The 24,555-nt window shown below is 40.4% G+C and carries 24 protein-coding genes; 11 read left to right on the top strand and 13 right to left on the bottom strand.

Features of this window, described 5'->3' with window-relative positions:
- Positions 1-4 precede the first annotated feature (4 nt).
- The 10 genes from HWQ36_RS07840 to HWQ36_RS07795 all read left to right on the top strand — a co-directional run bounded on the left by HWQ36_RS07840 (position 5) and on the right by HWQ36_RS07795 (position 11,338).
- Complete coding sequence (locus HWQ36_RS07840; protein ID WP_292700207.1) at positions 5-229, top strand: hypothetical protein; 225 nt, start codon at positions 5-7, stop codon at positions 227-229.
- A 77-nt stretch (positions 230-306) separates the two neighbouring features.
- The gene (locus HWQ36_RS07835) at positions 307-1,152 is read left to right on the top strand and encodes a NifU family protein (RefSeq protein ID WP_292700204.1); all 846 of its coding nucleotides are present in this window, start codon (positions 307-309) and stop codon (positions 1,150-1,152) included.
- Between the two features lie 746 nt (positions 1,153-1,898).
- The gene (locus HWQ36_RS07830; protein WP_292700201.1) at positions 1,899-3,113 is read left to right on the top strand and encodes a hypothetical protein; all 1,215 of its coding nucleotides are present in this window, start codon (positions 1,899-1,901) and stop codon (positions 3,111-3,113) included.
- Between the two features lie 41 nt (positions 3,114-3,154).
- The gene (gene hypF / locus HWQ36_RS07825; RefSeq protein ID WP_292700199.1) at positions 3,155-5,503 is read left to right on the top strand and encodes a carbamoyltransferase HypF; all 2,349 of its coding nucleotides are present in this window, start codon (positions 3,155-3,157) and stop codon (positions 5,501-5,503) included.
- 77 nt (positions 5,504-5,580) lie between these two features.
- Positions 5,581-5,841: a HypC/HybG/HupF family hydrogenase formation chaperone gene (locus HWQ36_RS07820; RefSeq protein WP_292700197.1), complete on the top strand. Its 261-nt coding sequence runs from the start codon at positions 5,581-5,583 to the stop codon at positions 5,839-5,841.
- 135 nt (positions 5,842-5,976) lie between these two features.
- On the top strand, positions 5,977-7,155 hold the full coding sequence (gene hypD / locus HWQ36_RS07815) for a hydrogenase formation protein HypD (protein ID WP_292700195.1): 1,179 nt from the start codon (positions 5,977-5,979) through the stop codon (positions 7,153-7,155).
- Positions 7,156-7,213: 58 nt separating this feature from the next.
- The gene (gene hypE, locus HWQ36_RS07810) at positions 7,214-8,305 is read left to right on the top strand and encodes a hydrogenase expression/formation protein HypE (RefSeq protein ID WP_292700193.1); all 1,092 of its coding nucleotides are present in this window, start codon (positions 7,214-7,216) and stop codon (positions 8,303-8,305) included.
- 122 nt (positions 8,306-8,427) lie between these two features.
- The gene (gene hypA / locus HWQ36_RS07805) at positions 8,428-8,769 is read left to right on the top strand and encodes a hydrogenase maturation nickel metallochaperone HypA (RefSeq protein ID WP_292700191.1); all 342 of its coding nucleotides are present in this window, start codon (positions 8,428-8,430) and stop codon (positions 8,767-8,769) included.
- Positions 8,760-9,575: a hydrogenase nickel incorporation protein HypB gene (gene hypB, locus HWQ36_RS07800; RefSeq protein WP_292700189.1), complete on the top strand. Its 816-nt coding sequence runs from the start codon at positions 8,760-8,762 to the stop codon at positions 9,573-9,575. Before hypA ends, hypB begins: the two co-directional genes overlap by 10 nt.
- A 179-nt stretch (positions 9,576-9,754) precedes the next feature.
- Positions 9,755-11,338, top strand: coding sequence for an alpha-amylase family glycosyl hydrolase (locus HWQ36_RS07795; protein ID WP_292700187.1), 1,584 nt, complete (start codon positions 9,755-9,757; stop codon positions 11,336-11,338).
- 650 nt (positions 11,339-11,988) lie between these two features.
- Here the strand turns inward: HWQ36_RS07795 and HWQ36_RS07790 are convergent.
- From HWQ36_RS07790 to HWQ36_RS07765, 6 genes are all read right to left on the bottom strand, one after another.
- Positions 11,989-12,363 carry a hypothetical protein gene (locus HWQ36_RS07790; protein WP_292700184.1) on the bottom strand — a complete coding sequence of 125 codons (375 nt, stop codon included), beginning with the start codon at positions 12,361-12,363 and terminating at the stop codon, positions 11,989-11,991.
- Positions 12,353-13,360: an LLM class flavin-dependent oxidoreductase gene (locus HWQ36_RS07785; protein WP_292700181.1), complete on the bottom strand. Its 1,008-nt coding sequence runs from the start codon at positions 13,358-13,360 to the stop codon at positions 12,353-12,355. Before HWQ36_RS07785 ends, HWQ36_RS07790 begins: the two co-directional genes overlap by 11 nt.
- Before the next feature lie 371 nt (positions 13,361-13,731).
- Positions 13,732-14,094: a hypothetical protein gene (locus HWQ36_RS07780; RefSeq protein ID WP_012407156.1), complete on the bottom strand. Its 363-nt coding sequence runs from the start codon at positions 14,092-14,094 to the stop codon at positions 13,732-13,734.
- A 288-nt stretch (positions 14,095-14,382) separates the two neighbouring features.
- Positions 14,383-14,694 (bottom strand): hypothetical protein, encoded by a 312-nt coding sequence (locus tag HWQ36_RS07775; RefSeq protein WP_229561032.1) that lies wholly within the window; start codon positions 14,692-14,694, stop codon positions 14,383-14,385.
- 2 nt (positions 14,695-14,696) lie between these two features.
- Positions 14,697-14,978, bottom strand: coding sequence for a hypothetical protein (locus HWQ36_RS07770; protein ID WP_292700176.1), 282 nt, complete (start codon positions 14,976-14,978; stop codon positions 14,697-14,699).
- Positions 14,979-15,017: 39 nt separating this feature from the next.
- Positions 15,018-15,440 (bottom strand): hypothetical protein, encoded by a 423-nt coding sequence (locus tag HWQ36_RS07765; protein ID WP_292700173.1) that lies wholly within the window; start codon positions 15,438-15,440, stop codon positions 15,018-15,020.
- A gap of 996 nt (positions 15,441-16,436) precedes the next feature.
- Here HWQ36_RS07765 and cysK point away from each other — a divergent pair.
- Positions 16,437-17,396 (top strand): cysteine synthase A, encoded by a 960-nt coding sequence (gene cysK / locus HWQ36_RS07760; protein ID WP_292700171.1) that lies wholly within the window; start codon positions 16,437-16,439, stop codon positions 17,394-17,396.
- 49 nt (positions 17,397-17,445) lie between these two features.
- Here cysK and HWQ36_RS07755 read toward each other — a convergent pair whose 3' ends face one another.
- From HWQ36_RS07755 to fdxB, 7 genes are all read right to left on the bottom strand, one after another.
- The gene (locus HWQ36_RS07755; RefSeq protein WP_292700168.1) at positions 17,446-17,916 is read right to left on the bottom strand and encodes an ArsC/Spx/MgsR family protein; all 471 of its coding nucleotides are present in this window, start codon (positions 17,914-17,916) and stop codon (positions 17,446-17,448) included.
- A 56-nt stretch (positions 17,917-17,972) separates the two neighbouring features.
- Positions 17,973-18,584 carry a cupin gene (locus HWQ36_RS07750; protein ID WP_292700165.1) on the bottom strand — a complete coding sequence of 204 codons (612 nt, stop codon included), beginning with the start codon at positions 18,582-18,584 and terminating at the stop codon, positions 17,973-17,975.
- A gap of 199 nt (positions 18,585-18,783) precedes the next feature.
- Positions 18,784-19,269: a hypothetical protein gene (locus HWQ36_RS07745; protein ID WP_292700162.1), complete on the bottom strand. Its 486-nt coding sequence runs from the start codon at positions 19,267-19,269 to the stop codon at positions 18,784-18,786.
- A gap of 141 nt (positions 19,270-19,410) precedes the next feature.
- A complete protein-coding gene (locus HWQ36_RS07740; RefSeq protein WP_292700158.1) occupies positions 19,411-20,010 on the bottom strand; it encodes a heme-copper oxidase subunit III in 600 nt (199 codons plus the stop codon).
- A 212-nt stretch (positions 20,011-20,222) separates the two neighbouring features.
- Positions 20,223-21,911: a cytochrome c oxidase subunit I gene (gene ctaD, locus HWQ36_RS07735; protein ID WP_292700155.1), complete on the bottom strand. Its 1,689-nt coding sequence runs from the start codon at positions 21,909-21,911 to the stop codon at positions 20,223-20,225.
- 212 nt (positions 21,912-22,123) lie between these two features.
- Complete coding sequence (locus tag HWQ36_RS07730; protein ID WP_292700152.1) at positions 22,124-23,170, bottom strand: cytochrome c oxidase subunit II; 1,047 nt, start codon at positions 23,168-23,170, stop codon at positions 22,124-22,126.
- 706 nt (positions 23,171-23,876) lie between these two features.
- Positions 23,877-24,170, bottom strand: a complete 294-nt coding sequence (gene fdxB / locus HWQ36_RS07725; protein WP_292700149.1) for a ferredoxin III, nif-specific — start codon at positions 24,168-24,170, stop codon at positions 23,877-23,879.
- Positions 24,171-24,555 lie beyond the last annotated feature (385 nt).

The raw sequence follows: 24,555 nt of genomic DNA, 5'->3' as shown, positions 1-24,555 counted from the left end.
AAAAATGTTAGAGATAGGGTGGTTTTCTGCTAAGTTATTTTTTAAAGGTAAGCTACTACGCAATCCGATGTATTTTGTCAAGCAAACTACTATTGGTATTACTGTAGGTTTCTTACTGCTAGTGTTACTTGCACAAGCTCCAATTCCTTTCTACTTACCAATCATATTATCTAGCCTAGTGACGGGTATGATTATGCCGTTTCTCTTCAAAGATTTTAAAACGAAGTGATTTGTCATTGATAAACAACTAATGCTCAATACCCAATGACAAATGACAAATGACAAATGACAAATGACAAATGACAAATGACAAATCTTGAAGAATTAGTTCAGGAAATTAACCGCTTTGAGTCAATTATATCCGAATGGGATGAAAGCCAACGGTGTGTAGCAGTGGGTCTAAAAAGGGCAATTGAAGCTTTGCATAAAGCCGCATTGACTAATTTGATTAAAAGCCTAAAAGAAGAATCAATGCCAGCTTTGCGTCATGCTGTTGCGGATGAATTAGTGTATGCAGTGCTACTGTATCACGAGTTAGTCAAACCACCAAAACCTCCACTTTCACAACGCATTCAGGCAGCCCTTGAAGAAGTTCGCCCAGGTTTAAAAAGCCATAATGGGGATGTAGAATTAGTGGCAATTAAGTCACCAGATACAGTAGAAGTTAGATTAATCGGAACTTGCAGCAATTGTGCGACTTCTACTTTAACTTTATCTCAGGGAGTAGAACAGGCAATAAAAAACCATTGTCCTGAAATTACCAAAGTAGTAGCAGTCAATAACAGCCCTGCTGTTAAAAACGCGAATTCTAGTTTAATCAGTCCATTCTCTTCTAAAATAACTTCTACTTGGATCAAAGTGGCAACTATTGATGAAGTTCCTCAATTTAGTGTAGTGGCAGTACAACTTGCTGGTACTTCACTAATTTTACATCGTCAAGGCGTTACGGTAAAATGTTACCGTAATGCTTGCACTCATCTAGGATCTCCCTTAGAAAAGGGTAAAATTGAAAATGGTATTATTACCTGTCCTTCCCACGGATTTCAGTACAAATTAGAGACAGGTAAATGCTTAACCGTGCCTGATGTTTCGCTTCAGTCGTATCCAGTTAAAGTTAAAGACGATAAGGTTTTTGTGAAACTACAAAAATGATGATGTGAAAGTAAAATTTCAGCAAATATACTTGGCGATTAGTCAATCACTGCTAATTTGCTTTTTCATTTCAGTAGTTCGCGTATTCATTTTAGTGTTTTGTGCAAGCAAAATACCTGAGTGCTTTCTCAATATCCCTAAATTCATTCTCATTTGTGTAATTCAGGTATTCATTTTAGTGTTTTGAGAAAGTAAAATGGCATATTACTTTCTCAAAAGGTCATTTGACTTATTCAAACCCCAGTTTGCTTATTCATTTTAGTGTTTTCCGCAAGCAAAATGAGCTTTTACTTTCTCAAACCCCAGTTTGCTTACTCATTTTGGTGTTTTCCGCAAGCAAAAGGTTATTTGACTTACTCATTTTAGTGTTTTCCGCAAGTAAAATGAGCTTTTACTTTCTCAAACCCCAGTTTGCTTTCTCATTTCAGTACATCGCGCACTTGTACCAAAGATTCGGTATGTACTAAAAGTTACTAAAGGCTATCTTGATTTTTTTTAGCTTGATTAATACAGAAGTTGATTCTGACAATTCAGGTTATGTGGAAAAGCCTACGAAAAACCTAACCCCCTAACCCCCTTCCCGTGTCGGGAAGGGGGAAAATTGAAAGTCTCTCTCCTTTTAGGAGAGAGATTTAGAGAGAGGTTTTAACTGAATTTGAAAAAAGCATAATGCAAAACTGTTACTGTTGTTACACGCTAATTAACATTAATGTTTTTAAATAATTATCAGCGTCTATCTGCGGTTCATGGATATCCCAATCATAATTAATCCCATATCACAATTACCGCTAGAAGCAACAGAAATTTCTCAGAAATTATCTCTATCACCTCAAGGTGCAGAGGTAATTTTAGGCAACATTATTGAACCAGAACAATTAGTCATACCTGTAGTACCCAATGCCACAACAATGTTTGGGCCTCGTGGTGCTTGTTTGTTATCAGAAACTGGCCCATTATGGGTATCAGATACCGGACATCATCGATTATTAGGATGGCAGAATTTACCCACAAGAGATAGTCAATCGGCTGATTGGGTAATTGGACAACTTGACTTTTATCATGAAGGACAAAATGCTAAAACTACACCAGGAAAGACAACCTTAAGTGTACCAACAGGGATTTGTGCTTGCGGTGAAGGATTAGCTGTCGCAGATGCTTGGAATCATCGGGTTTTAATTTGGAAAAACTTACCAGAAGATAACAATGTTCCAGCAGATTTGGTATTAGGGCAAGTTAATTTTATCGATAATGAACCAAATCGAGGCAATCAACAGGCATCTGCTAGTACAATGCACTGGCCTTATGGTGTTTTCTATCATCAAGGACGGCTATTTATTGCTGACACTGGTAATCGAAGACTATTAATTTGGCATCAGTTACCAACAGAAAATGGTCAACCTGCTGATTTAGTTTTGGGACAACCGGATATGATATCTCGCAATGAGAACGGAGGTGGTTCTCCAACCGCAGCTAGTATGCGTTGGTGTCACGACATCGCTTTTTGGGGAGAAAATTTGGTTGTCAGCGATGCAGGTAATCACCGAGTAATGATTTGGCAGGGAATGCCAACAGAAAATAATACCCCTTGTGCAGTGGTTTTAGGACAAAAAAGCTTTGATTTCGTGGAAATGAATCAAGGAGTTTATTATCCTAGTGCTAGTAGTTTAAGTATGCCTTACGGTGTGGCGGTGGCTGGTGATTGGTTAGTAGTTGCAGATACAGCTAATTCTCGTTTGTTAGGATGGAGAAAGCCAGAATCAATTTTATCACTGCAAGGTGTAATGGCAGATGGGTTGGCAGGACAAATAAATTTTCAAAGTAAAGGTGAAAATCGGAATTTTGGATTACCTAAACGAGATAGTTTGAATTGGTGTTATGGGATAAAAATTTGTGGTAATACGGCGGTAATAGCTGATTCTGGAAATAACCGAATATTGCTCTGGCAGTTTAGTAATTCGTAATTCGTAATTCGTAATTCGTAATTTTTGAAAGTTAGATTTGTATGGCGACTGAAGAAATTAGAGTTCGCGGTACTGTTCAGGGAGTAGGATTTCGCCCTACTGTATATCGTTTGGCTAAAGCTTGCGGTTTACGTGGAGATGTTTGTAATGATAGGCAAGGTGTATTGATTCGGGTATCTGGTAGTGAGGAAGCATTAATAGAATTTGTTGCCAGATTGCAAACAGAATGTCCACCATTAGCAAAAATTAATCAACTAACTAGAACTCCTTATAAAGGTAAATTTAACTTTAATAATTTTGTGATTTCTAGGAGTGTCAGTAATGCCATTAAAACAGAAATTACACCTGATGCAGCCACTTGTCCGCAATGTAAACAAGAAATATTTGACCCCTTTAGCCGCTTTTATCGCTACCCCTTTACTAACTGCACTCATTGCGGCCCTCGCCTGAGTATTATTCGTGCCATTCCTTACGACAGATGCAATACCAGTATGTCTGCGTTTGTTATATGCCCCGAATGTGCAAAGGAATACCACGATGTTGAAAATCGCCGTTTTCACGCCCAACCTGTAGCTTGCCATGTTTGCGGCCCCACAGCTTGGTTAGAACGCGCTGATGGTAAATCGGTTACTGCTTCCATGTTTTCCATGCTAGATGATGTCGATGCCGTTTGTACCTTGTTGCAAAAGGGTGAGATTGTCGCAATTAAAGGGTTAAGTGGTATTCATTTAGCTTGCGATGCAACTCAGGAAACCGTTGTACAAAAACTGCGTCAGCGAAAAAAGCGCTATCACAAACCATTTGCTTTAATGGCGCGAGATATTGAGATAATTGAACAATATTGCCCTATCAACGTCAAAGAAAAAGAATTATTGACAAGTTCTGCTGCACCAATTGTTTTATTACAGGCTTCAGGTAAAAAACTAGTAGCACCATCGGTAGCAGCAGGGCAAAATACCCTTGGTTTCATGCTACCTTATACGCCCTTACATCATTTAATTCTGCGGCGGATGAATCGCCCAATTGTTTTAACAAGTGGTAATTTTGCCGATGAACCACAATGTATTGATAACGACGAAGCAAGAGAAAAATTAGGGACAATCGCTGATTATTTTCTTTTTCACAATCGAGAGATTATTAATCGAGTCGATGATTCAGTAGTTAGAGTTGTCGGTGATAAAGTCCAAACAATTCGTCGTGCCAGAGGATATGCGCCAGCACCGATTAGCTTACCACCGGGATTTCACAATGTACCGCAAATTTTAGCAATGGGTAGTGAGTTAAAAAATACCTTTTGCTTATTGCGTGAAGGAGAAGCAATTCTCTCTCAACATTTGGGAGATTTAGAAAATGCTGCTGCTTTCAATGCTTATCAAGAGACTTTAAATTTATACTTGAATTTATTTGAACATCAGCTAGAAGTAATCGCCGTTGATAAACACCCTGAATATCTTTCAAGTAAACTTGGTAAACAACTAGCAGATACAAATCAAATCAAAATTTATCAAATCCAACATCATCACGCCCATATTGCTGCTTGTATGGCAGAAAATAGGATTCCTTTAAATTCACCTCCAGTATTAGGTATCGCTTTAGATGGTTTAGGCTACGGTGATGATGGTACACTCTGGGGTGGAGAATTTCTTTTAGCAGATTATCAGAAATTTCAGAGACTAGCAACATTTAAACCAGTCGCAATGATTGGTGGTGAACAAGCAATTTATCAGCCTTGGCGTAATACCTACGCCCAATTAATAGCTGCTAACCTTTGGGATAATTGCCAACAGCAATATGCTGATTTAGAAATATTTAAATTTTTGAAAAGCAAGCCACTCAAACTACTCAATCAAATTATTGAGAAAAGAATTAACTCTCCTCCAGCATCTTCAGTGGGGCGGTTGTTCGATGCAGTGGCGGCGGCTATCGGTATTTATAGAGATGAATGTAGCTATGAAGGACAAGCTGCGATCGCAATGGAAGCTATAGTAGATGTTAGCAGCTTAAATAATGATAAAGAAACGCTAATATATCCTTTTAGTTTTAGCTTTTCAGATAGTATTTATTGTATAGACCCGCGTCCAATGTGGCAAGCTTTGCTCAATGACTTACAGCAGCAGATTTCACAACCAGTTATGGCTGCCAAATTTCACAAAGGTTTAGCTAATGCAATTGTAGAAATGGTGAAGCATCTTTCTCAAGAAAATCTGATTAATCAGGTAGCCCTAACAGGAGGAGTATTCCAAAATTGTATATTGTTAGAGCAAGTTACCAAACAATTACAAACATTGGGAATAAAAGTACTGACTCACAGCTTAGTTCCAACTAATGACGGTGGATTATCTTTAGGACAAGCAGTGATTGCAGCCGCACAATTAATACATGATTATTGAGATTTGAAAAACTTGTTCTCATAAATAAATCTCTCTGCGTTCTCCGCGCCTCTGCTGTTAGTTTATCTTAAAAAAAAATGTGCTTAGGAATTCCCGGACAAATTATAGAAATTACCAACGCTAACCATAAATTAGCCCTAGTTAACATTGGTGGTGTTAAGCGCCAAGTAAATATTGCTTGTATCGTAGATGAACAACATCCCCCCGAAGCTTGTATTGGCGATTGGGTGCTAGTGCATGTTGGCTTTGCCATGAATCGAATTAACGAACAAGAAGCAGCAGAAACATTACAACTCTTTCAAGAATTAGCAGCAGCACAAACAGGGATTAGTACTTAAATAATATTTTTTGTCTCACGCAGAGGAAGAGTCTAAAACTCAATTTCTTTCTTTCTTCCTTCGCGCCCTTAGCGTCTTGGCGGTTCGTTAAAAAAACTTTCTACCACAAAAGCAAAATCAACTGATACATTCCCCATGAAATACGTTGACGAATTCCGCGAACCAGAAAAAGCTGAAGCCATCCGCCGCGAAATCGCCAAATTAAGCCACCAGCTAGAAAAACCTATCAAAATCATGGAAGTATGTGGCGGACATACCCACTCCATATTTAAATATGGTATCGAAGAAATCTTACCCCAAACCATCGAACTAATTCATGGGCCTGGTTGTCCAGTATGCGTGATGCCAAAAGGGAGATTAGATGATGCGATCGCAATCTCTCAAAATCATAACGTCATTTTTGCCACCTTTGGCGACGCAATGCGAGTTCCCGGTTCCAAAACCACTTTACTGCAAGCCAGGGCACAAGGTGCAGACATCCGTATGGTGTACTCTCCCTTAGACAGCCTGCAAATTGCCAAAGATAACCCCCACAAACAAGTAGTATTCTTCGCATTAGGCTTTGAAACCACAGCCCCCAGCACCGCCTTCACCATCTTGCAAGCAGCAGCCGAAGAAATTCATAACTTTAGTATGTTTTCCAATCACGTCCTTGTGATTCCCGCCCTCAAAGCACTATTAGATAATCCCGACTTACAACTAGATGGATTTGTTGGCCCTGGCCATGTCAGCATGGTAATTGGCACTGACCCATACCAGTTTATTTCTCAACAATATAATAAGCCAATAGTCGTATCAGGATTTGAACCCTTAGATATTCTCCAATCAATTTGGATGCTATTGCAACAGCTAATAGAAAATCGTTGTGAAGTTGAAAACCAATATAACCGAATTGTCCAAAAAAGCGGAAACACAGTAGCCCTACAAGCCATAAACAAAGTTTTCGCAGTGCGAGATAGTTTTGATTGGCGCGGCTTAGGTGACATCCCCTATTCAGGATTAAAAATTAAACCTGAATATGCCCAATTTGATGCTGAACTTAAATTTACCATTCCTAACCTCAAAGTAGCCGACCATAAAGCTTGTAAATGTGGAGAAATTCTCAAAGGAGTCTTAAAACCTTGGGAGTGCAAAGTATTCGGTACAGCCTGCACACCAGAAACACCAATTGGTACTTGCATGGTATCTTCCGAAGGTGCTTGTGCAGCCTACTACAAATATGGACGACTCTCCACAATTGCCAAAAGAACAATCGCTAAAAAACCAAAAATAACTCAAGAACCTCTCCCCGCCTGCGGCTTCTCCTCAGACTAATCCTCAGCGTACCTTTGCGCTTCCCTCAGCGTTCCTTTGCGTTTAAAAAAAATTTAATATGAATATCCTCCCCCAAAATCTCCTATTCCAAAAAATAGAACAAGTTCGCCGCCGCCAAACTAAAATACAAGACACTCATATAACTCTTGCACATGGTAGCGGTGGTAAAGCCATGCGCGATTTAATAGACGATATCTTTGTCAGCAATTTTGATAACCCAATTCTCTCCCAATTAGAAGACCAAGCCAGCTTCAACTTAGCCCCTCTCCTCCAACAAGGAGACAGACTCGCATTTACTACAGATTCTTATGTTGTAGACCCCTTATTTTTTCCCGGTAGTGATATAGGAGAATTAGCCATCAACGGTACAGTTAATGATTTAGCTGTCAGTGGTGCTAAACCTTTATATTTAACTTGCAGCGTAATTTTAGAAGAAGGATTACCTGTAGAAACCTTACGCCGTGTCGCAGCCAGTATGAACGCAGCCGCAAAAAATGCTGGTGTTCAAATTGTCACTGGTGACACAAAAGTTGTACATCGTGATGCCGCCGATAAACTCTTTATTAATACTGCTGGTATTGGTATCATCCCGCGAGGAGTTAACATTTCTGCCCACAATATTAAACCTGGAGATGCAATAATAATTAATGGTGAAATAGGCAATCATGGGACAGCAATTTTAATTGCCCGTGGCGAATTAGCCTTAGAGACAAATATTGAAAGCGACTCTCAACCATTGCATAGTTTAGTAGAAACTATTCTCCATGTATGTCCCCAAGTTCATGCTATGCGAGATGCTACACGCGGTGGTTTAGCCACAGTACTAAATGAATTTGCCCTCAGTTCTAATGTGGGAATTCGTCTCTTTGAAGAATCTATCCCTGTGCGTGAAGAAGTCAATGGAGTTTGCGAAATTCTCGGTTTAGACCCATTGTATTTAGCTAATGAAGGTAAGTTAGTTGTAGTCGTAGCGGGGAAATATGCAGAAACTGTTTTATCTGCGATGAAATTACACCCAGCAGGCAAAGATGCTTGTATTATTGGCGAAGTTATTACCTCACCTCCAGGGATTGTATTGTTAAAAACAGTTTTTGGTGCTGAAAGGATTGTTGATATGTTGGTAGGCGACCAATTGCCACGAATTTGTTAATATTTGAGATTTCCAAAAAAATTATCTAATAAACGAACCACAGAGGCGCAGAGGACGCGGAGAGATAATAAATAGAGAAGGTTGTTGCATTGTTTTTCAGTAATTTTAATAGATTTCATAGTATGCACGAACTTGGAATTACCCAAAATATTGTGGCAATTGTGACTGAACACGCCAAAGGTGCAAAAGTGCAGCGAGTTTTATTAGAAATTGGCAAACTTTCAGCCATTATGCCCGAAGCTATCCGATTTTGTTTTGATATTTGCACTCAAGGCACTGTTTTAGAAGGGGCGACATTAGAAATTTTGGAAATCCCAGGTTTAGCAAAATGTCGCCGATGTGGTGCAGAAATTGCTCTAGATAAACCGTTTGGTATTTGTAACTGCGGTAGTGGGCAATTAGATTTAATTTCTGGTGAAGAACTTAAAATTAAAGAAATAGAAATAGAGGAATTATGTGTGTAACCTGCGGTTGTTCTGATGATGGCGAAATAAAAATTACAAATTTAGAAACAGATGAAGCCGAACATAATCATACTCACACTTTACCAGATGGAACCGTCATCACTCACTCCCACAGTCATAACACTCATATAGAAGCACCTCAAATTCATGCCAAAATACACAACACAACGATATCCTTAGAACAAGATATATTAGCAAAAAATAACCTGCTAGCTGCCCAAAACCGGGGATGGTTTAAAGGTCGAAATATTTTCGCCTTAAATTTAATGAGTTCTCCCGGTGCAGGTAAAACAACTCTTTTAACGCGAACCATCAATGATTTAAAACATCAATTATCTATTAGTGTCATTGAAGGCGACCAAGAAACTGCGAATGATGCCAAAAAAATTAAAGAAACTGGTTCTAAAGTCATCCAAATAAACACGGGAACAGGCTGTCATTTAGATGCATCAATGATAGACACAGGTTTACAACAACTAAATCCGCCTCTGAACTCAGTTGTGATGATTGAAAATGTCGGAAATTTAGTTTGTCCAGCCTTATTTGATTTGGGAGAAAATGCAAAAGTTGTGATTCTCTCCGTCACAGAAGGAGAAGATAAGCCGCTAAAATATCCGCATATATTCCGTGCTAGTGACATCATGATTCTCACGAAAATTGATTTGCTGCCTTATGTAGATTTTGATGTGCAAAAGTGCATAGAATATGCTAAAGAAGTAAATCCCCAAATTAAGATTTTTCAGGTTTCTGCAACTACTGGTGTAGGTTTAGATAATTTGTATGCGTGGCTAACTGTATCGTCATAACAAAAACTCTGCGCCCCTCTGTGCTTTCCTTTGCGTACCTCTGCGTTTAAACTAAAACCTATCATCACAAAATTAAGCCACTAACTTATAAAATACCTCTGTGGGTGAATGAAAACTGGAAGTATTTTTGCAATATAAAAGATGCATACTGCCATTTTCCTATCTGTGCGTAAATCCTCATGGCTAAAGTTGAAGAATTGACACCCCAGCAACTCTCCGAAACAGACCTGAAACCACGAGGGAGAGTTTATCCGAGTCCTATCAGTTGGCGCGACCAATTTTTGTACCAATTGATATTAGATAGATTCAGTGACGATAATGAAAATCAAAGGGAGCTTTTTAACCACATCAATCCTGCAAAATTCCAGGTTAAGGATAAAGCCGACTGGATGGCGGCAGGGACAAAATTTGTTGGTGGTACTCTTAAAGGAATTAAGAGTAAATTAGACTACTTGCAACGATTGGGAATAACAACGCTGTGGATTAATCCACCTTGGCGACAACGTTCTGAGTTAGAAGCTTACCATAGCGATCGCACTCAAGAATTTTTAGATGTTGACCCCCACTTTGGCACCCGTCAAGATTTAAGAGATTTAATTGATGCTGCCCACGATCGCCGGATGTATGTCATCCTAGATGTAACATACAACCAGAGCGATGATAACTGGTTCAACAGAAATGATGTAATTGCAGCTTTAGCCAGAGTTTATCAATATTGGATTGCTCTTTCTGACTGCGATGGCTTACGGATAGATAGCCTCAAGCACGTTTCTCCAGAAGATTCTCGCAAATTCTGCACAGCTATTCGTGAATACGCCGAATCTATCGGTAAAGAAAACTTTTTACTGACTGGGGAAATAACCTCCGGTAGTATGGCTGGTGCTTACATAGACATTATTGCTCGTAACCTTAGTGCTGTATTAGATAACGCACAGACTCCTAATGAATTGGCTGCATTGGCAAAAGGGTTAGTACACCCCAAGCAATTTTTCGATTTGTATAGCGAAAATAATCTTGCTGGAGAATACCGCCAAACTGGGATATATCATGTCTCCATCTTGGATGACTATGAGATGTCATCCCGGACTAATAAGCAAAGATTTGCCGCAAACAGCAATGTGCCTCATCTCTATGAGCAAGTTGCTCATGCTGTCGGTGTGCAATTAACCATGCCAGGAATCCCTGCTATTTATTATGGAACAGAACAGGCTTTTGATGGAAATGAAGGTTATCACGATTACAGCATAGAAGGCGGAAGATTTGCAGAAGATAGATATATCAAAGAAGCAATGTTTGGCGGTGCTTTTGGCGCGTTTCAAACAGCAGACTGTCATTTCTTCGATATCGACCATCCTACCTATTTGCGGATAGCTGCGATCGCGCGAATCCGCAACAGTCACGATAAAATTGGTAAAGCATTGCGCCGTGGACATCACTACCTACGCGAAACATCCTTTTTTAACTCCCCCTTCTCAATTCCTGGACAAGGCGAATTAGTTGCTTGGTCACAAGTGCTATTTGACACAGAAGTGTTGATGGTGCTGAATACCAACGGCTTAGAAAATCGAGGTGCAGAAGTGACAGTAGATACTTACATGCATCCTCCAGAATCAACCATGACTTTTTTATACAAAAGCGATTGGAACGATGCCGATTTACGCAATCTACGGCAGATACAAACCGTAGCTGTGCAACATCATAACGACCGTCGCGCCACTGTGCGAATTGATTTGCCTCCTTCTGGAATGGCGATTTTGGCGTAAGTAAACACCAGTATTTGGGCAAAGCTTTGAGATAAATTTTTAGCAAAATGCTTTGCCCCTACAATTACTAGTTATCTACGTTCTAATTATTATTAACTGCTTTTAATCCAATACATTTTAGTTAGAGCCAAAACCTTAAACTGCTTATATTACAATAAAGTTAAGTTAAGGCTTAACTCTTTGTCAAAGCTAATTTTTTTAACGAACCGCCAAGGACGCAAAGAATGCGAAGCAAGAGAAGGAACAAATGCTTAACTGAACTGTATTGGCTTAGATTAGGGAAGTCGTAAAACTGTTTTGCAGTAAAAATTCACTATTCGGACTAGATGATACACAAAGTAAAAGTGAAAAATTTAGCAAGGAAGTTTCGGAGTATGTAACCTCAAAAGAGGTCATATAGGAATCCGATTTGATTAATGAACATACTTGTGTAGGGAGGGAATAGGGAATAGGGAACAGGGAACAGAAAAGAAGGGAGTTAGAGGTGTACTGAGTTTTTTCAGAAATCAAATATGAGTCCTATATCTTCTTTAATAAGTATCATATTGTAACTCTTTTAAAATTGCAACACCCTGCACTTTAGAAGTACAGGGTGAAAGACAGCAATAAAAGTAAATAAGCTATATTGTGATTCCCAGTGTCTATTTACCTCAAAGCCAATCTCGGTAAGCTGATATTTCATTTACGCTGATTTCAAACGGCGTTCCTTTGCCAAATGGCGGATAAACGCGAATTTTGCCATTGGCAGCAAACCGCTCTAACCTATTACCCAACTGGGGAATATTGCTGACGATATGCCAGTAAGATACTAAGTCAGGGCAATCAATAATTAATGTTAGGATGCTAGCATTTGTTGTGAGATACCACTGACAATTAGACAACAAGACTCGCGTAATGCGATCGCAAGCTAGATAAAAGCATCTACCAGTAGACTGTTCTAGCTCCATCTGCAACATTCCATCCTGTTTCGTTACCTCAGCAGGAGGTAAATCGTCAGGAGGAAGCAGGTATAGTTTAGAAGACATAATTTCGCACCTCTTGGTTGTAGCGCGTCAAACTCTCCAGGTTTTTTTGCATATCCGAAGACGAGGGTTTGAGTGCTAGCGTACCTAAATTTAATTCGTCTTGAAATTTCTTGATTTTGTCTCGACAAGTCTCCACATCACCGATAATTGAGTTCTCAATCAAATAATCTTCGTCGAAACAAATGTTTGTGCGATCGAATGGTTTTTCGTTGGAATTTGCACTATTCTGTAATAATTGAGCCGTATTAGCTTTCATTTTCTGGCTAAATTGGCGGATGAAAGGCAATGCCTCACTCACTGCTTCATCAAATGTTTTGCCAACATAAAAAAAGCGTGCCAGCACGAAGTTTTCTGCACCACTAGAATTTAAGGCTCGATATTTAGCAACAGTATCTTTCAATCTGTGTAGGGAGAATGGCGGCCCACCCATCAAGCTGAAGGAATGTTGAGCGGCAAGTTCGATACCATCATCGCCGCCAGTGGCAACATACACTGGTACTTGACTCTGCAATGGTTTTGGGTAAATTGTCAGACGATCGCACTGATAATACTTGCCATTAAATGATACATCAGTTTCATACAAAAGCTTTTGAACTAATGCGATCGCTTCTAGCATCTTGGGACGAGCTTCACTGGGGAGTGTCGCAAAATGCTTATTTTGTTGGGGAAAGGGGCCGCCTTTGGCAACTCCAAATAATAATCGTCCATTGCACAGGTTATCCAGAGTGGCGATATCCTCCGCTACCCGAATCGGGTTATGGAATGGCAGTAACACCGCCGCAGTGCCCAATTGGATAGTTGAAGTCAATCCCGCCAAGTGTGCCATTAACAGCAACATGGAAGGGCTGAGATTGGATTCACTAAAATGATGTTCACTCACCCAGGCTGACTCAAAACCTAAACTTTCCGCCTGTTTTATCAGCGCGACTTGCTCAGAAATGGCCCGACGAGCATCTTGGTGATGATTATCGTAATTGCAGAAAATTCCAGTTTTCATTACTTGCTTTGATACTTTGTGCTGGCTATTCTAGTAGTCAATAGGTTTGTAGTAAGCACTTTAATGCTTCAATATTTAAGGACTAAAGTCCTCACTACAAACACATTTACTCCCAATACTTCGTAGGTTTTGGTGCATAGTCATTGGAGATCCCCCTTAGTCCACGCCACTTGCTTCACTACAGCGCTTCTCTGCGAGACGCTTTGCGAACGCGCATCCTGCGGCGGGGGAGACCCCAAGACCGCAGTGGCTCCCCTTAAAAAGGGGGAAAATAAGGCATTCTTAGCCCCCCTTAAAAAGGGGGGTTGGGGGGATCAAATCAAAACCTACGCACTATTGCATTTTCCCCTCTCCATTAATGCGATAAATGACTAATTTGCAACCCACTGCAACTCCAACCATAGGCGTGGATTGTTGTGTTTGACCTTCGACATCGGATCGCGCAATAATCGTTTGGCATTCATGCAGACTACCTGTACTAGACCCATATTGTCTGCTACTTCTCTGAGAATTTCTTTGTGGGCTTGCACATAGGAAATCATTTCGTCAGAGCAATAAATTCCTATATATTGCAACCGTCTAGCAGGTCGTCCCCAAAAACAGGTGATGACTTTCACATAACACCCATCTAGTAATTCCCCAACTTTTGGGTAGTAGTGGTTGAGGACTCTTGTGAATTCTTTGGCTAAGATATCTTCAGCAATCATTGGAACTGATATTTCTGTAGCGTCCATCACGCTATTTAATATAACATAATTTTATCAATTAAAGATGACAAAATGCCTGACTAGGCTTAAATAAAATATTAAATATTACATAAAAAAAGAGGTGTACCTTATTTGGTATCACCTCCGATTTGCGTAAAGCATCTTTATATTAAAAATTCGTAATTCGTAATTCGTAATTCGTAATTATTAATGACGCTCTCTACGAGACGCTGCATGTAGCTTGCTTCCTCTTAGAGGTACGCAAACGTCATTACGAATTATTGTTGAATTCTAAATTTTGAATTTTAATTATTATTATCGAGCATTGCGTTCACAAACTAAGACTTCTGCGATAATATCTGGTACATTTACAAAATCTGTAAATCCTTCAGAACCACGGATTGGTGATATAAATGTATAGTTTGGATCGCACACTCCATTGTCATATACTTGAATAAACCATCTATCGGGAAATCCTTCTACACCTAATTCCACAGTGTACCAACTCTCGCCAATCAGACGAGAGTTAAAGATTGTGAACCACTCCCGATTCTCTTCTGAAATATTCCAATCTGCCATGAGCAGTTCTAAAGCGATTTGTCCCGCATCCGTTGAAGTCAACAGCATTTTTACTCCTTATTTGCAACTTCAGGATTTTCAACTTCGGTATTGGGAACTTCTGGGTATAAACCCAATTCTTTAGCTAGCTCACGTGCCACAAAAAATAAAAATTTGGCACCATCTTGATTGCCTTCGTGGGCAAACATCGTTGCTACTTGTAACATTGTTTCTACGAAACCAGAGTCAATTAATTCTGGTCTAGATTCTAAAATTTCTGGTTCTTGACCATTAGGACATTTGAGCAATTCATCAATCAGATTAAAATACAGTTGCTGGCGTTGTTCTGACATGGTATTTTGGTTGATTTTAGTGAGTAAATTGGGAATTGGTCACTGTTCTATACTTTGCTGCCACAGTCTTTCCAACATTTCAACTTGTTCTTTTAAAACAGCTGCACGATGCACAAGATATCTGTCGTAAAAGAGAATTCCTAACCCAACACAAATAGGGGTTAACAAGAAGAACCATTGCAAGATAGTGGCAAATTTATATTGTTCAGCAACAGTCAGCATTTGATGAATCACATTACGGTCAGAGGATTGGATGCTAGTCTGAGGGGAATGTGTAACCTCTGTCTGGGGAGCCAAGTCGGGAGCATTTTTAGTAGTCTTGTTAACTTCGTCAGCTAAATTCTGGGATTTTACTAAATCCAGATGTCGCTCCCAAACTATGCCAAATACTACTAGTTCTGGAGAAAGCACTGCTAAAATAACTACGCAAACTGTAAGAACATTTAAAAGTTTGGCTTTCATCTTGGCTCTCACTTGCTAGGTAGTATGCACCCAGTAAGAAAATATCTTTTGCTGTTTGTCTGAAACAGTTTTGATATTAAAATATGTGTAAACGGTAATTTTCACAATCATTTAGTTGTCAGTTATTTTTATAATTACCACTGACTACTGACCACTGAAAAGTTACCAACATTTTCGCAAAACGTAGGATTATTCAATCAGAAAGAACGCACTTAGATTCTGGAATGTGGTTTCATCTTACTCTCAAAAGGGAGATTAAGAAGTCCCCCCTAGTTCACTCAGCTTTCGCTCAGGAATGTTGGGGGGTAGAGGGGAATCTCTGCGTAAATCCTATATGATTTATATCAGTCGCTCTCCACAAAACAGTTTACCCCAGCCCTGTTAAGATTATTAAATTCATTAGAATAGTACTCAACGGCTGTAATCGCCACCTGATAAGTCTTACAAAAATTTATTGGGGTATGGGTGCTAGTGTTTTTGAGACGGGGTGCTAGTGTTTTTGAAGTGGGGTTCTGGTATTTTTGTACTCAACCTAAAAGCAATGTAGGCAATGCTTTAGAACTGTTTTTGATGCAAGTTTTAGTAGATAGAATCTGTACTCAAAAGTAAATAGCAATGTCTCTTGACTAAGATAAACTAATAAATTCAGAAAATCCATTAAATGTTTTGAAAGTAAATTATATTTCCATCACAAATAGAAAATGATGATGAAAATTATTCATATATACAGAATTATAGAAATTGATCTTAGCCTAAGAGACAATAGTCAGCAATTCCAAATGGTAAAATAAAAGGATGGCAAGCTAGACATCTGCTGAAGTAAGAATCAATGAGAGCCTCTGATAAAAGTTCTTCCTAAACTTTCATATTTTGTGGTTTAGTTAAAATACATAGTATATGCACTCATTGAGACTCAACTGCAAATTAAATACACAAAAGCTTATTGTTATAAGTAAATATTCTGTACTAAGATTTAGGATTTTAGGAGTTAAATAAATGCGGATTGCTCAAGATATAACAGAACTGATCGGGCGAACTCCTTTAGTTCAACTGAACAAGATTCCTCAAGCTGAGGGAGTAGTAGCAAGGATAGTTGTCAAATTAGAAGGGATGAACCCAGCAGCTTCGGTAAAAGACCGCATTGGGTTAAGTATGGTACTCTCAGCAGAAGCGGCTGGCTCAATTTCCCCCGGAAAGACTATTTTAGTTGAGCCTACTTCAGGTAATACAGGAATTGCTCTAGCGATGGTAGCAGCAGCACGTGGCTACCGTTTAATTTTGACAATGCCAGAGACGATGAGCCAAGAACGACGCGCTATGCTGAGAGCTTATGGTGCAGCTTTAGAGTTAACACCAGGCGCGGAAGGGATGCGGGGAGCAATTCGCAAAGCTGAAGAAATTGTGGCTAATACTCCCAATGCTTTTATGCTGCAACAGTTCCGCAACCCTGCTAATCCTAAAGTTCACCAGGAAACCACCGCCGAAGAAATTTGGACAGATACAGACGGGGAAGTGGATATCGTCATTGCTGGGGTAGGTACTGGTGGGACGATTACTGGGATTGCAGAAGTACTTAAACAGCGCAAAGCGACTTTTAAGGCGATCGCAGTTGAACCCAGCAACAGCCCAGTTCTCTCCGGTGGTGAAGCCGGGCCACACAAAATTCAAGGTATTGGTGCGGGATTTATCCCAGACGTTCTGCGGCTGGAATTGGTTGATGAAGTAATTAGAGTCAGCGATGAACAAGCGATCGCTTACGGGCGACGTTTGGCAAAAGAAGAAGGCTTATTATCTGGGATATCCTCTGGTGCAGCTTTGTGTGCTGCTATTCAAGTAGGTAAACGCCCAGAAAATGCTGGACGTTTAATCGTGATGATTCAGCCTTCCTTCGGTGAACGTTACCTCAGCACCCCCATGTTTCAAGATTTGTCTTTAGAAACTGCTGGCGTGCGTTAAGGATAGAGACGTAGCAGTGCTACGTCTCTACATTCTTTTTCGGAGATGTCTAATGCTTACAGCCACCTTCCTTGTGCTGTTTATGACCATGATCGTGGCCGTGGGAACAGTTTTGCAAATCTTGCTTCAAAAGCTTGTCGCTGATTTCTTGCAAGGATTCATCCACAGCTTGTAAGCCAATCCAAGTATCAATTTTTTGGACATCAAATCCTACCTCACGGCGATCGCCTACTTCTAACAAAGGACGGCGAATTAACAGTGGTTCTTTTAGCATCAGCGCCAAAGCGGTTTGTTCATCTACTTTTTCAGGAACCACCTCACCAGATTTTATCTTGGGGGCGGAAGTATTAAACCATTCGGCTACGGGGCGATCGCCAAAAAATGAACGCAACCGTTCAACTGTCCAAGGTTCTGTTAGCAGATTCTGTGGTATCACTTCATGACCGGCAGCTGTTAGCAAAACTTTTTGCTTAGTACCACCTTTACAGCCTGGTTTGCTATAGAAAATTACTTTTGCCATTCAACTATCTCCTAATTACTCTTTAGCGCTAAAGCGCCAACTACGAACCGATGAAATTAAAAATTCCTCGCTTTATGGCTAACTGAGTCAAACTCAAACCTCTCATTTGGATCAGTTTCGCCATAAATATTAAAAGTCACAGTTGGTTCATCACCCACTGCTTCTACACTGTGAATTGCATCGGGAGTAAAGCTAATAATGTCTCCTGGGAAGAGAGTTAACTCTCCCGTTGCTGCAATTTTGTCCTGAGATTCTGGGCTATTGGTGCGTTGCCAAAAAGTATTTTTTTCCTGCCCTTTTAGCACCGCCACGATTCCCCACGTTCCATGATTATGAATGTTTGATCGGGTTCCTGGTGCAAATATTACTGTTTGCACAGTCAACGGAAAACCCAATTCATCATATAGGAGTAAAACAGAGCTTCCCGTTTTGGGTGAAGGCTCTAAATGTTGACTTTGCACCCAGTAAGAATTTACGATCAAGCACCTTACAAGCATCCGAATTTCTGGTAGACAATTGGTTTCATTGTCACTGCCATTGAGAACATCTTCCACCTCAGTTAAAAACCGATAAAGGCGGTAATTTTCTCTCAATAAATCCCAGGATCTTACAGATTTACAGACTTGATGCTGACCGTCCCCTGTTAGCAGCCAATCGCTACCTTTCATAACTTTTAAATTGATAGCGGAGAAGATTGGATCACAATGATCGGTGAGACATTAGGAACATTACCTACAGGAGCTTTAGTAGGTATGTTAATAACAGGGAAGATAGAGTTACTATCAGTAGCTGCTCCTAATAGAGAATAGGATTTAGTAGATAACCAATTGTTCATCATTTTCACCTTGACTTTTCATTGCTGACTAATTAATCGTCTTCTTCTGCTGGACGTGTCAAAATATCCAGCAGAATCCCAGAACCAAAATCATTCTTGTCGTCTATCTGTTTGACTCTGGTGCTGATTTCTTTTGCTTGCTCAATTTCTCCTAACTTTGCTAGTACTAATCCAGAAGCAGCATAAGCATTTAAGTACAATCGAATTTGTGGGTCTTCTTTGCGATTGACTAATATGGGCTGAAGTTGCTCCCATTCATCAGGGAATTTTTCTAGTTCTTTAATTTTATCTAATAATTTGATTGTTGTTTGTAGTGCAAGAGAATAATTATTTTTATAATAGAAAAATCTATATGCTGCTACTAAGACATCTGTATTTTCACCAGTCTGTGCTAAAGCTTGTTGAATATATTTTTCGGATTCTGATGTATTTTCCCAGTTTTGTGCAGCGAGAATTAATAAATGTTTGATGTCCTCTGGAACCTCAAACCAGGAGAATTTGTTTGGATCGACTTGCATAATTAACTCCTGAATGGAGATAAGGAGGATCAGGGATATGAGGCAATACGGTTCGGTTAAGGCAAGAGACGCAATAAATCGCCATATTGATTATTGTAGAGACGGCGATTTATCGCGTCTTTGCTTTGCCCAATACCCAATTTAAAACAAAGTCAGAACGTACACCAAGGTGAAGAGAACAATCCAAATAATGTCCACGAAGTGCCAGTAAATCTCTGCCATTTCGATGAAAGTATGATTGGTTGCAGAATATTCACCGGGAAGACGCGATCGCCACAATACACGTAAGATCAATAACAGTCCCACAAAAACGTGCAAACCGTGGAACCCAGTCATGATATAAAAGCAGTTGGCGAAGACGTTGGTAGTCAGTCCGTATCCTAATGTTGAGTACTCATAAACTTGACCACCTAAGAAAATTGCCCCCATGAGTGCAGTAATTGCGTACCACAGTTGCATTCCCTTGACGTTATTCTTTTTAATCGCCGTATCACCGAAGTGAATGACGAAACTACTAGACACCAGAATAATGGTGTTAATCGTTGGTACAAGTAGTTCTACCTCACTCCCTTCTGGAGGCCAAACTGCTGTAGTACCCCGAAAAAATAGATAAGTGGCAAAAAATCCTCCAAACATCAGGGATTCAGAAGCGAGGAATGTCAACAGTCCCCAAACTCTTAAATCTGGATGTTCTTCGTGTCCTGCACTGTGATCTTCGCTTGTCGTTGTAGCTATAGTCATAGATTTTTCGACAATATTATTCGCTGCGTCTGTTGTGGAGAATGAATGAAGTCTTTTTTAAACGCAAAGGAACGCAAAGTAAACGCTAAGGTACGCAGAGTTTTACCTCTGTTCGTAGCGAATGGACTCAAACAAACTTTGCGTACCTCTGCGCTAAACTTTGTGCCCCTTTGCGTTTAAATCCTCAATTGGCTACGAATTTACGAGACTATCTAAGCACTAGCTTCCGGCGTTGCAGATGGCTGTACTTCATTACTATGACCATGACCGTAGTCATAAGGGCCATGAGTCACAACCGGCAACACTTCCCAGTTTTCAATTGCAGGTGGTGAGCTAGTTGTCCATTCTAAAGTCAAAGCTTGCCAAGGATTATCACCAGCCAAGGGCCCTTTCAGCCAACTGTAAATCATGTTAATGGCGAAAGGAATTACCGATATCCCCAAAATAATTGAACCAAAGGTACAAATTTGATTGAGGTCGATAAATTGCGGGTCATACATTGCCACCCGTCTAGGCATTCCTTTCAAACCCAATTCGTGCATGGGTAAAAATGTAAGATTTGTGCCGATGAAGGTGAGGGCGAAATGAATCCGTCCCAAGCTTTCATTCAACATTCGTCCGGTCATTTTGGGGAACCAGTGATAAATACCGGCGTAAATGCCAAACACGGAACCGCCAAACAGAACGTAGTGGAAATGTCCGACAACATAATATGTGTCATGGACGTGAACATCAAAAGGCGCTGTTCCCATCGTCACACCACTTAAGCCGCCCATGACAAACATAGACAACAAACCAATGGCGAAAAGCATCGCACCGGTGAAGCGGATTTTACCACCCCACAGGGTAGCAACCCAGGCAAAAATCTTCACGCCAGTGGGAACTGCAACTATGAGAGTGGAGATGGTGAAGAACATCCGCATCCAACCGGGTGTGCCACTGGTAAACATGTGGTGTACCCAGACGAACAAACCCACAACGCAGATGGCTACGCTAGAATAAGCGATCGCTTTATAACCAAAAATCGGCTTGCGGGAGTGAACTGGAATTACCTCCGACATGATGCCGAAGATGGGCAGAATCATTAAATATACTGCCGGGTGAGAATAAAACCAGAATAAGTGTTGATAAATTACAACGTTACCGCCTGCATCTGGTTTAAAGAAGGAGGTGCCAAAGTTGAGGTCAAATAACAGCAGAATTAAACCGGCTGCTAATACAGGTGTGGAAAGCAGCGCCAGCAGTGAAGTTGCCAAGATTGCCCAGCAAAACAAGGGTACTTGATCCCATTTCATGCTAGGAACCTTCATCATCAAAATGGTGATCACAAAGTTTAGCGAACCCAAAATTGAAGAAGTTCCCACTAGGACAATCGCTAATATCCACATAGTTTGAGCGATTGGCGCTGTCACCAAACTCAAGGGTGGGTAAGCTGTCCAACCCGATTGCGAACCGCCAAAAAAGAAACTACCTAATATGAGCGCACCGGCTGGTGGGTTTAACCAAAATGCGATCGCATTCAGCTTCGGGAAAGCCATATCCCTAGCACCGACCATCAACGGCACTAAATAGTTACCAAATCCCCCAATGGCGCTAGGAACAATCCACAGGAAGATCATAATCGTCCCGTGATTGGTCATGAAAGCGTTATACAGATTAGGGTCGAGTACGTCTGCTTCTGGTGTTGCTAATTCCACCCGCAGAGCGATCGCCATCAGTCCGCCGATGAGATAGAAAACAAACGCCGTCACCAGGTATTGAATACCAATAACCTTGTGGTCAACATTAAATGTAAAATAGTCTTGCCATTTCCACGCCTTCGGATGGGAAGCGTGGCCAGCCACCATTTCCGGTTTTTTTCCTTCTGGTGGAGTATTCCGTGGAAATTCTACCTGCGTCATATTTATTTACCACTATGCAAAGTCCAGGGTCAAATGTCCAAAGTAATTAAATGTGACTCTTGACCAGCAATTTTAGATTTTGGATTTTGGATTTTGGATTTTGGATTAAAAGAATTTTTTGGTTTATGCCCCGTCCCTTGTGGTAACAGAGCCTGTAAAAGTGCGGGCGGAACCAATCTAAAATCGCAAATCTAAAATCCAAAATCGTTTGACTAATGACTAATGAGCAATGACTCTAGAGTTGCTGCACTGATTCCCATATCATGGGTGTGAGGCGCGAGAAACTCTGATGTTGATAAGTCGGCTGGATTAACCCTTTGGGTTCGCGAGTTCCCCATCGCCGGAAACCGCCAAGACGGGGACTCGCTTACTGCAACGACTTGATTGAGGTTTTGCTGTTGAGCAATCTGATTTTCTGTCCGCCAGCTATCATACTCTTCCGGTGTGTGGACAATTACCTGTGTCCGCATTGAACCGTGATAACCACCGCACAATTCAGCACAAACTACCGGATATGTACCTGGCTTAGTGGCAACAAATCGTAGTTCGGTAGGGATACCGGGAAGTGCATCTTGCTTCAAACGGAAGTTTGGAACCCAAAATGAGTGAATTACATCTTGTGCTGAAAGGTTGAGTTGGACATCAGCACCTACGGGTATGTGCAATTCCCCAGAAGTAATGCCACTATCAGGGTAATTAAATAACCAGGCGTACTGTATGCCTTTGACATCAACAACTAAGTCAGCTGGTTTGTTTAAAGTTTGAGGAGACGCGCCAATACCGATTGTCGGGGCAATTGTTGGGGCAGTTGTTGCTTCGGAAGAATCGCTTAATGTAGCTGCCAAAGCACTCCCCGGCATACTAGCAACATGGGCTGCTGAATGAGGATGACCCGCAGGCTCAAAACCGCCCATCTGGTTAAAAACATCTACACTGTAGATGCCCAAACCAAGGACAATCACTGTTGGAATTGCTGTCCAAAAGATTTCTAAGGGAACGTTACCTTCTATTGGTAAACCATCGGTATCATCACCGCGACGGCGACGAAACTTCACCAAAAAAATCAGAATAGTTCCTTCTACCACCAAGAAGAATGCGATCGCAATGGTAAACATGACGTTGAAAAAACCGTCTACCAAAGGCGCTTGTAGCGATGCCTGCATCGGCATGAGACTGTGATTTTGACCGATCCAAATGCTGATTGCTGTAACTACTATCCCAGCAACCAGAGTCCATAGTGAAACAGGAACTTGTTGCATACATGCTACCTGCTTTGTAAACAGTCTTTAAAGGTGTGATTTTCCGAGAATTGGGCATTGAGAACTGGGCAATTCAATTTTAGATTTTAGATTGACGATAGCGCAGCGGATCGTAAAGAGCCTTTTTTGGATTAAATTTCAATCTAAAATCCAAAATCTAAAATCTAAAATTCTTACTCCCCATTTCCTTTTCACATATTAACTTTCTAACGTGCAGCCATAAAAAAAGGGGGAAACTTCCAGATTTTTTCCATATCTTTCCCCCAAAAAAATACAAATTATATTTCAACTCCTACGAAAAAGTTAGCCCCCTGCTTTCAAAAAAGCTCGTTGTTCCAAGAGGGCACTGTTAGACCTAATATTGATTAGGCTATATTAGCAGCAAGTTTAAATTTGTTAATAGCTGACATTTTGCGATTTACAGATTTGTTTACTGTGAACTATTTATTAGTTGCAGTAAATACTTAGTATTCCCCTCAAGTTACCTTGCCTAGCGCATTTGTGCTTTTTACAAACAGTGCCTCCTTGAATTAAGAGTAAGTCGGCGGAAATAAATTCACCTATATTACGAAACGTAAATAGGTTTTAAACTTTTACCAATGACTAATGACGAATGACCAATGACTAATGACAAAGGACAGCCTCCACTAGTTAGCTTTAATTGCACCGACCTACTTAACAACAATTTGGACTAACTCTAAAAACTCTAATTATTTACTGAAACATGGGTGTAGCAATTTTTCGGACAAATCCGTGAACACGCTTCACAACCAATACAGTTTTCTGGAGAAGTAACTGCCATTACTTTGCGTTCAATTTCTTCATCGTCTTCGTCTTCTACAAATTCGCCTTCTTCATTGAGTGCCTTCAAACCTAGCACATTGTACCCGCATACTTTAACGCATCTGCCACAGCCGATACATTTATCCTTGTCAATTTCCTGAGCAAATTTTGGTGTCCAAGCCTTACCGCCAAATGTCAAACCTGTTAGTTGTGCCATGAATAAATCCTCGGCAATTTTGCCTATCAATCTGTTTGTGCATTAATCATCATATTATCCTAATCTTTTATTCTTTTATATTCAAAAGTTACTTTTAGCTCATTAAAATTCGATGACTCTGAACACAATTACAAATTGCTTTTTATTTCAAATAATAGATGCAAATTATTGCCAATAATAATTATGAATGCTTAAGTTGCCCTCGTTCTTATGCGGAGCATCTGAACGCATTGATTGAGTCAAATACTCAATATCTGGCTAGAGACAGCAGCCCCTAGCCCTTCCCATGCAGAAGAAATTGAGGAATTTAAACCTACACCTGTGGGTAAAGCCTCGCGTAGATATAGTTTTTTTTATTATTTCCAGCAAATGCAAATATATCGAT

The organism is Nostoc sp. NMS2 (assembly GCF_017115105.1).
In the GTDB taxonomy this organism is placed as follows: Bacteria; Cyanobacteriota; Cyanobacteriia; order Cyanobacteriales; family Nostocaceae; genus Nostoc.
This window is presented reverse-complemented; position numbering and strand designations above follow the sequence as displayed.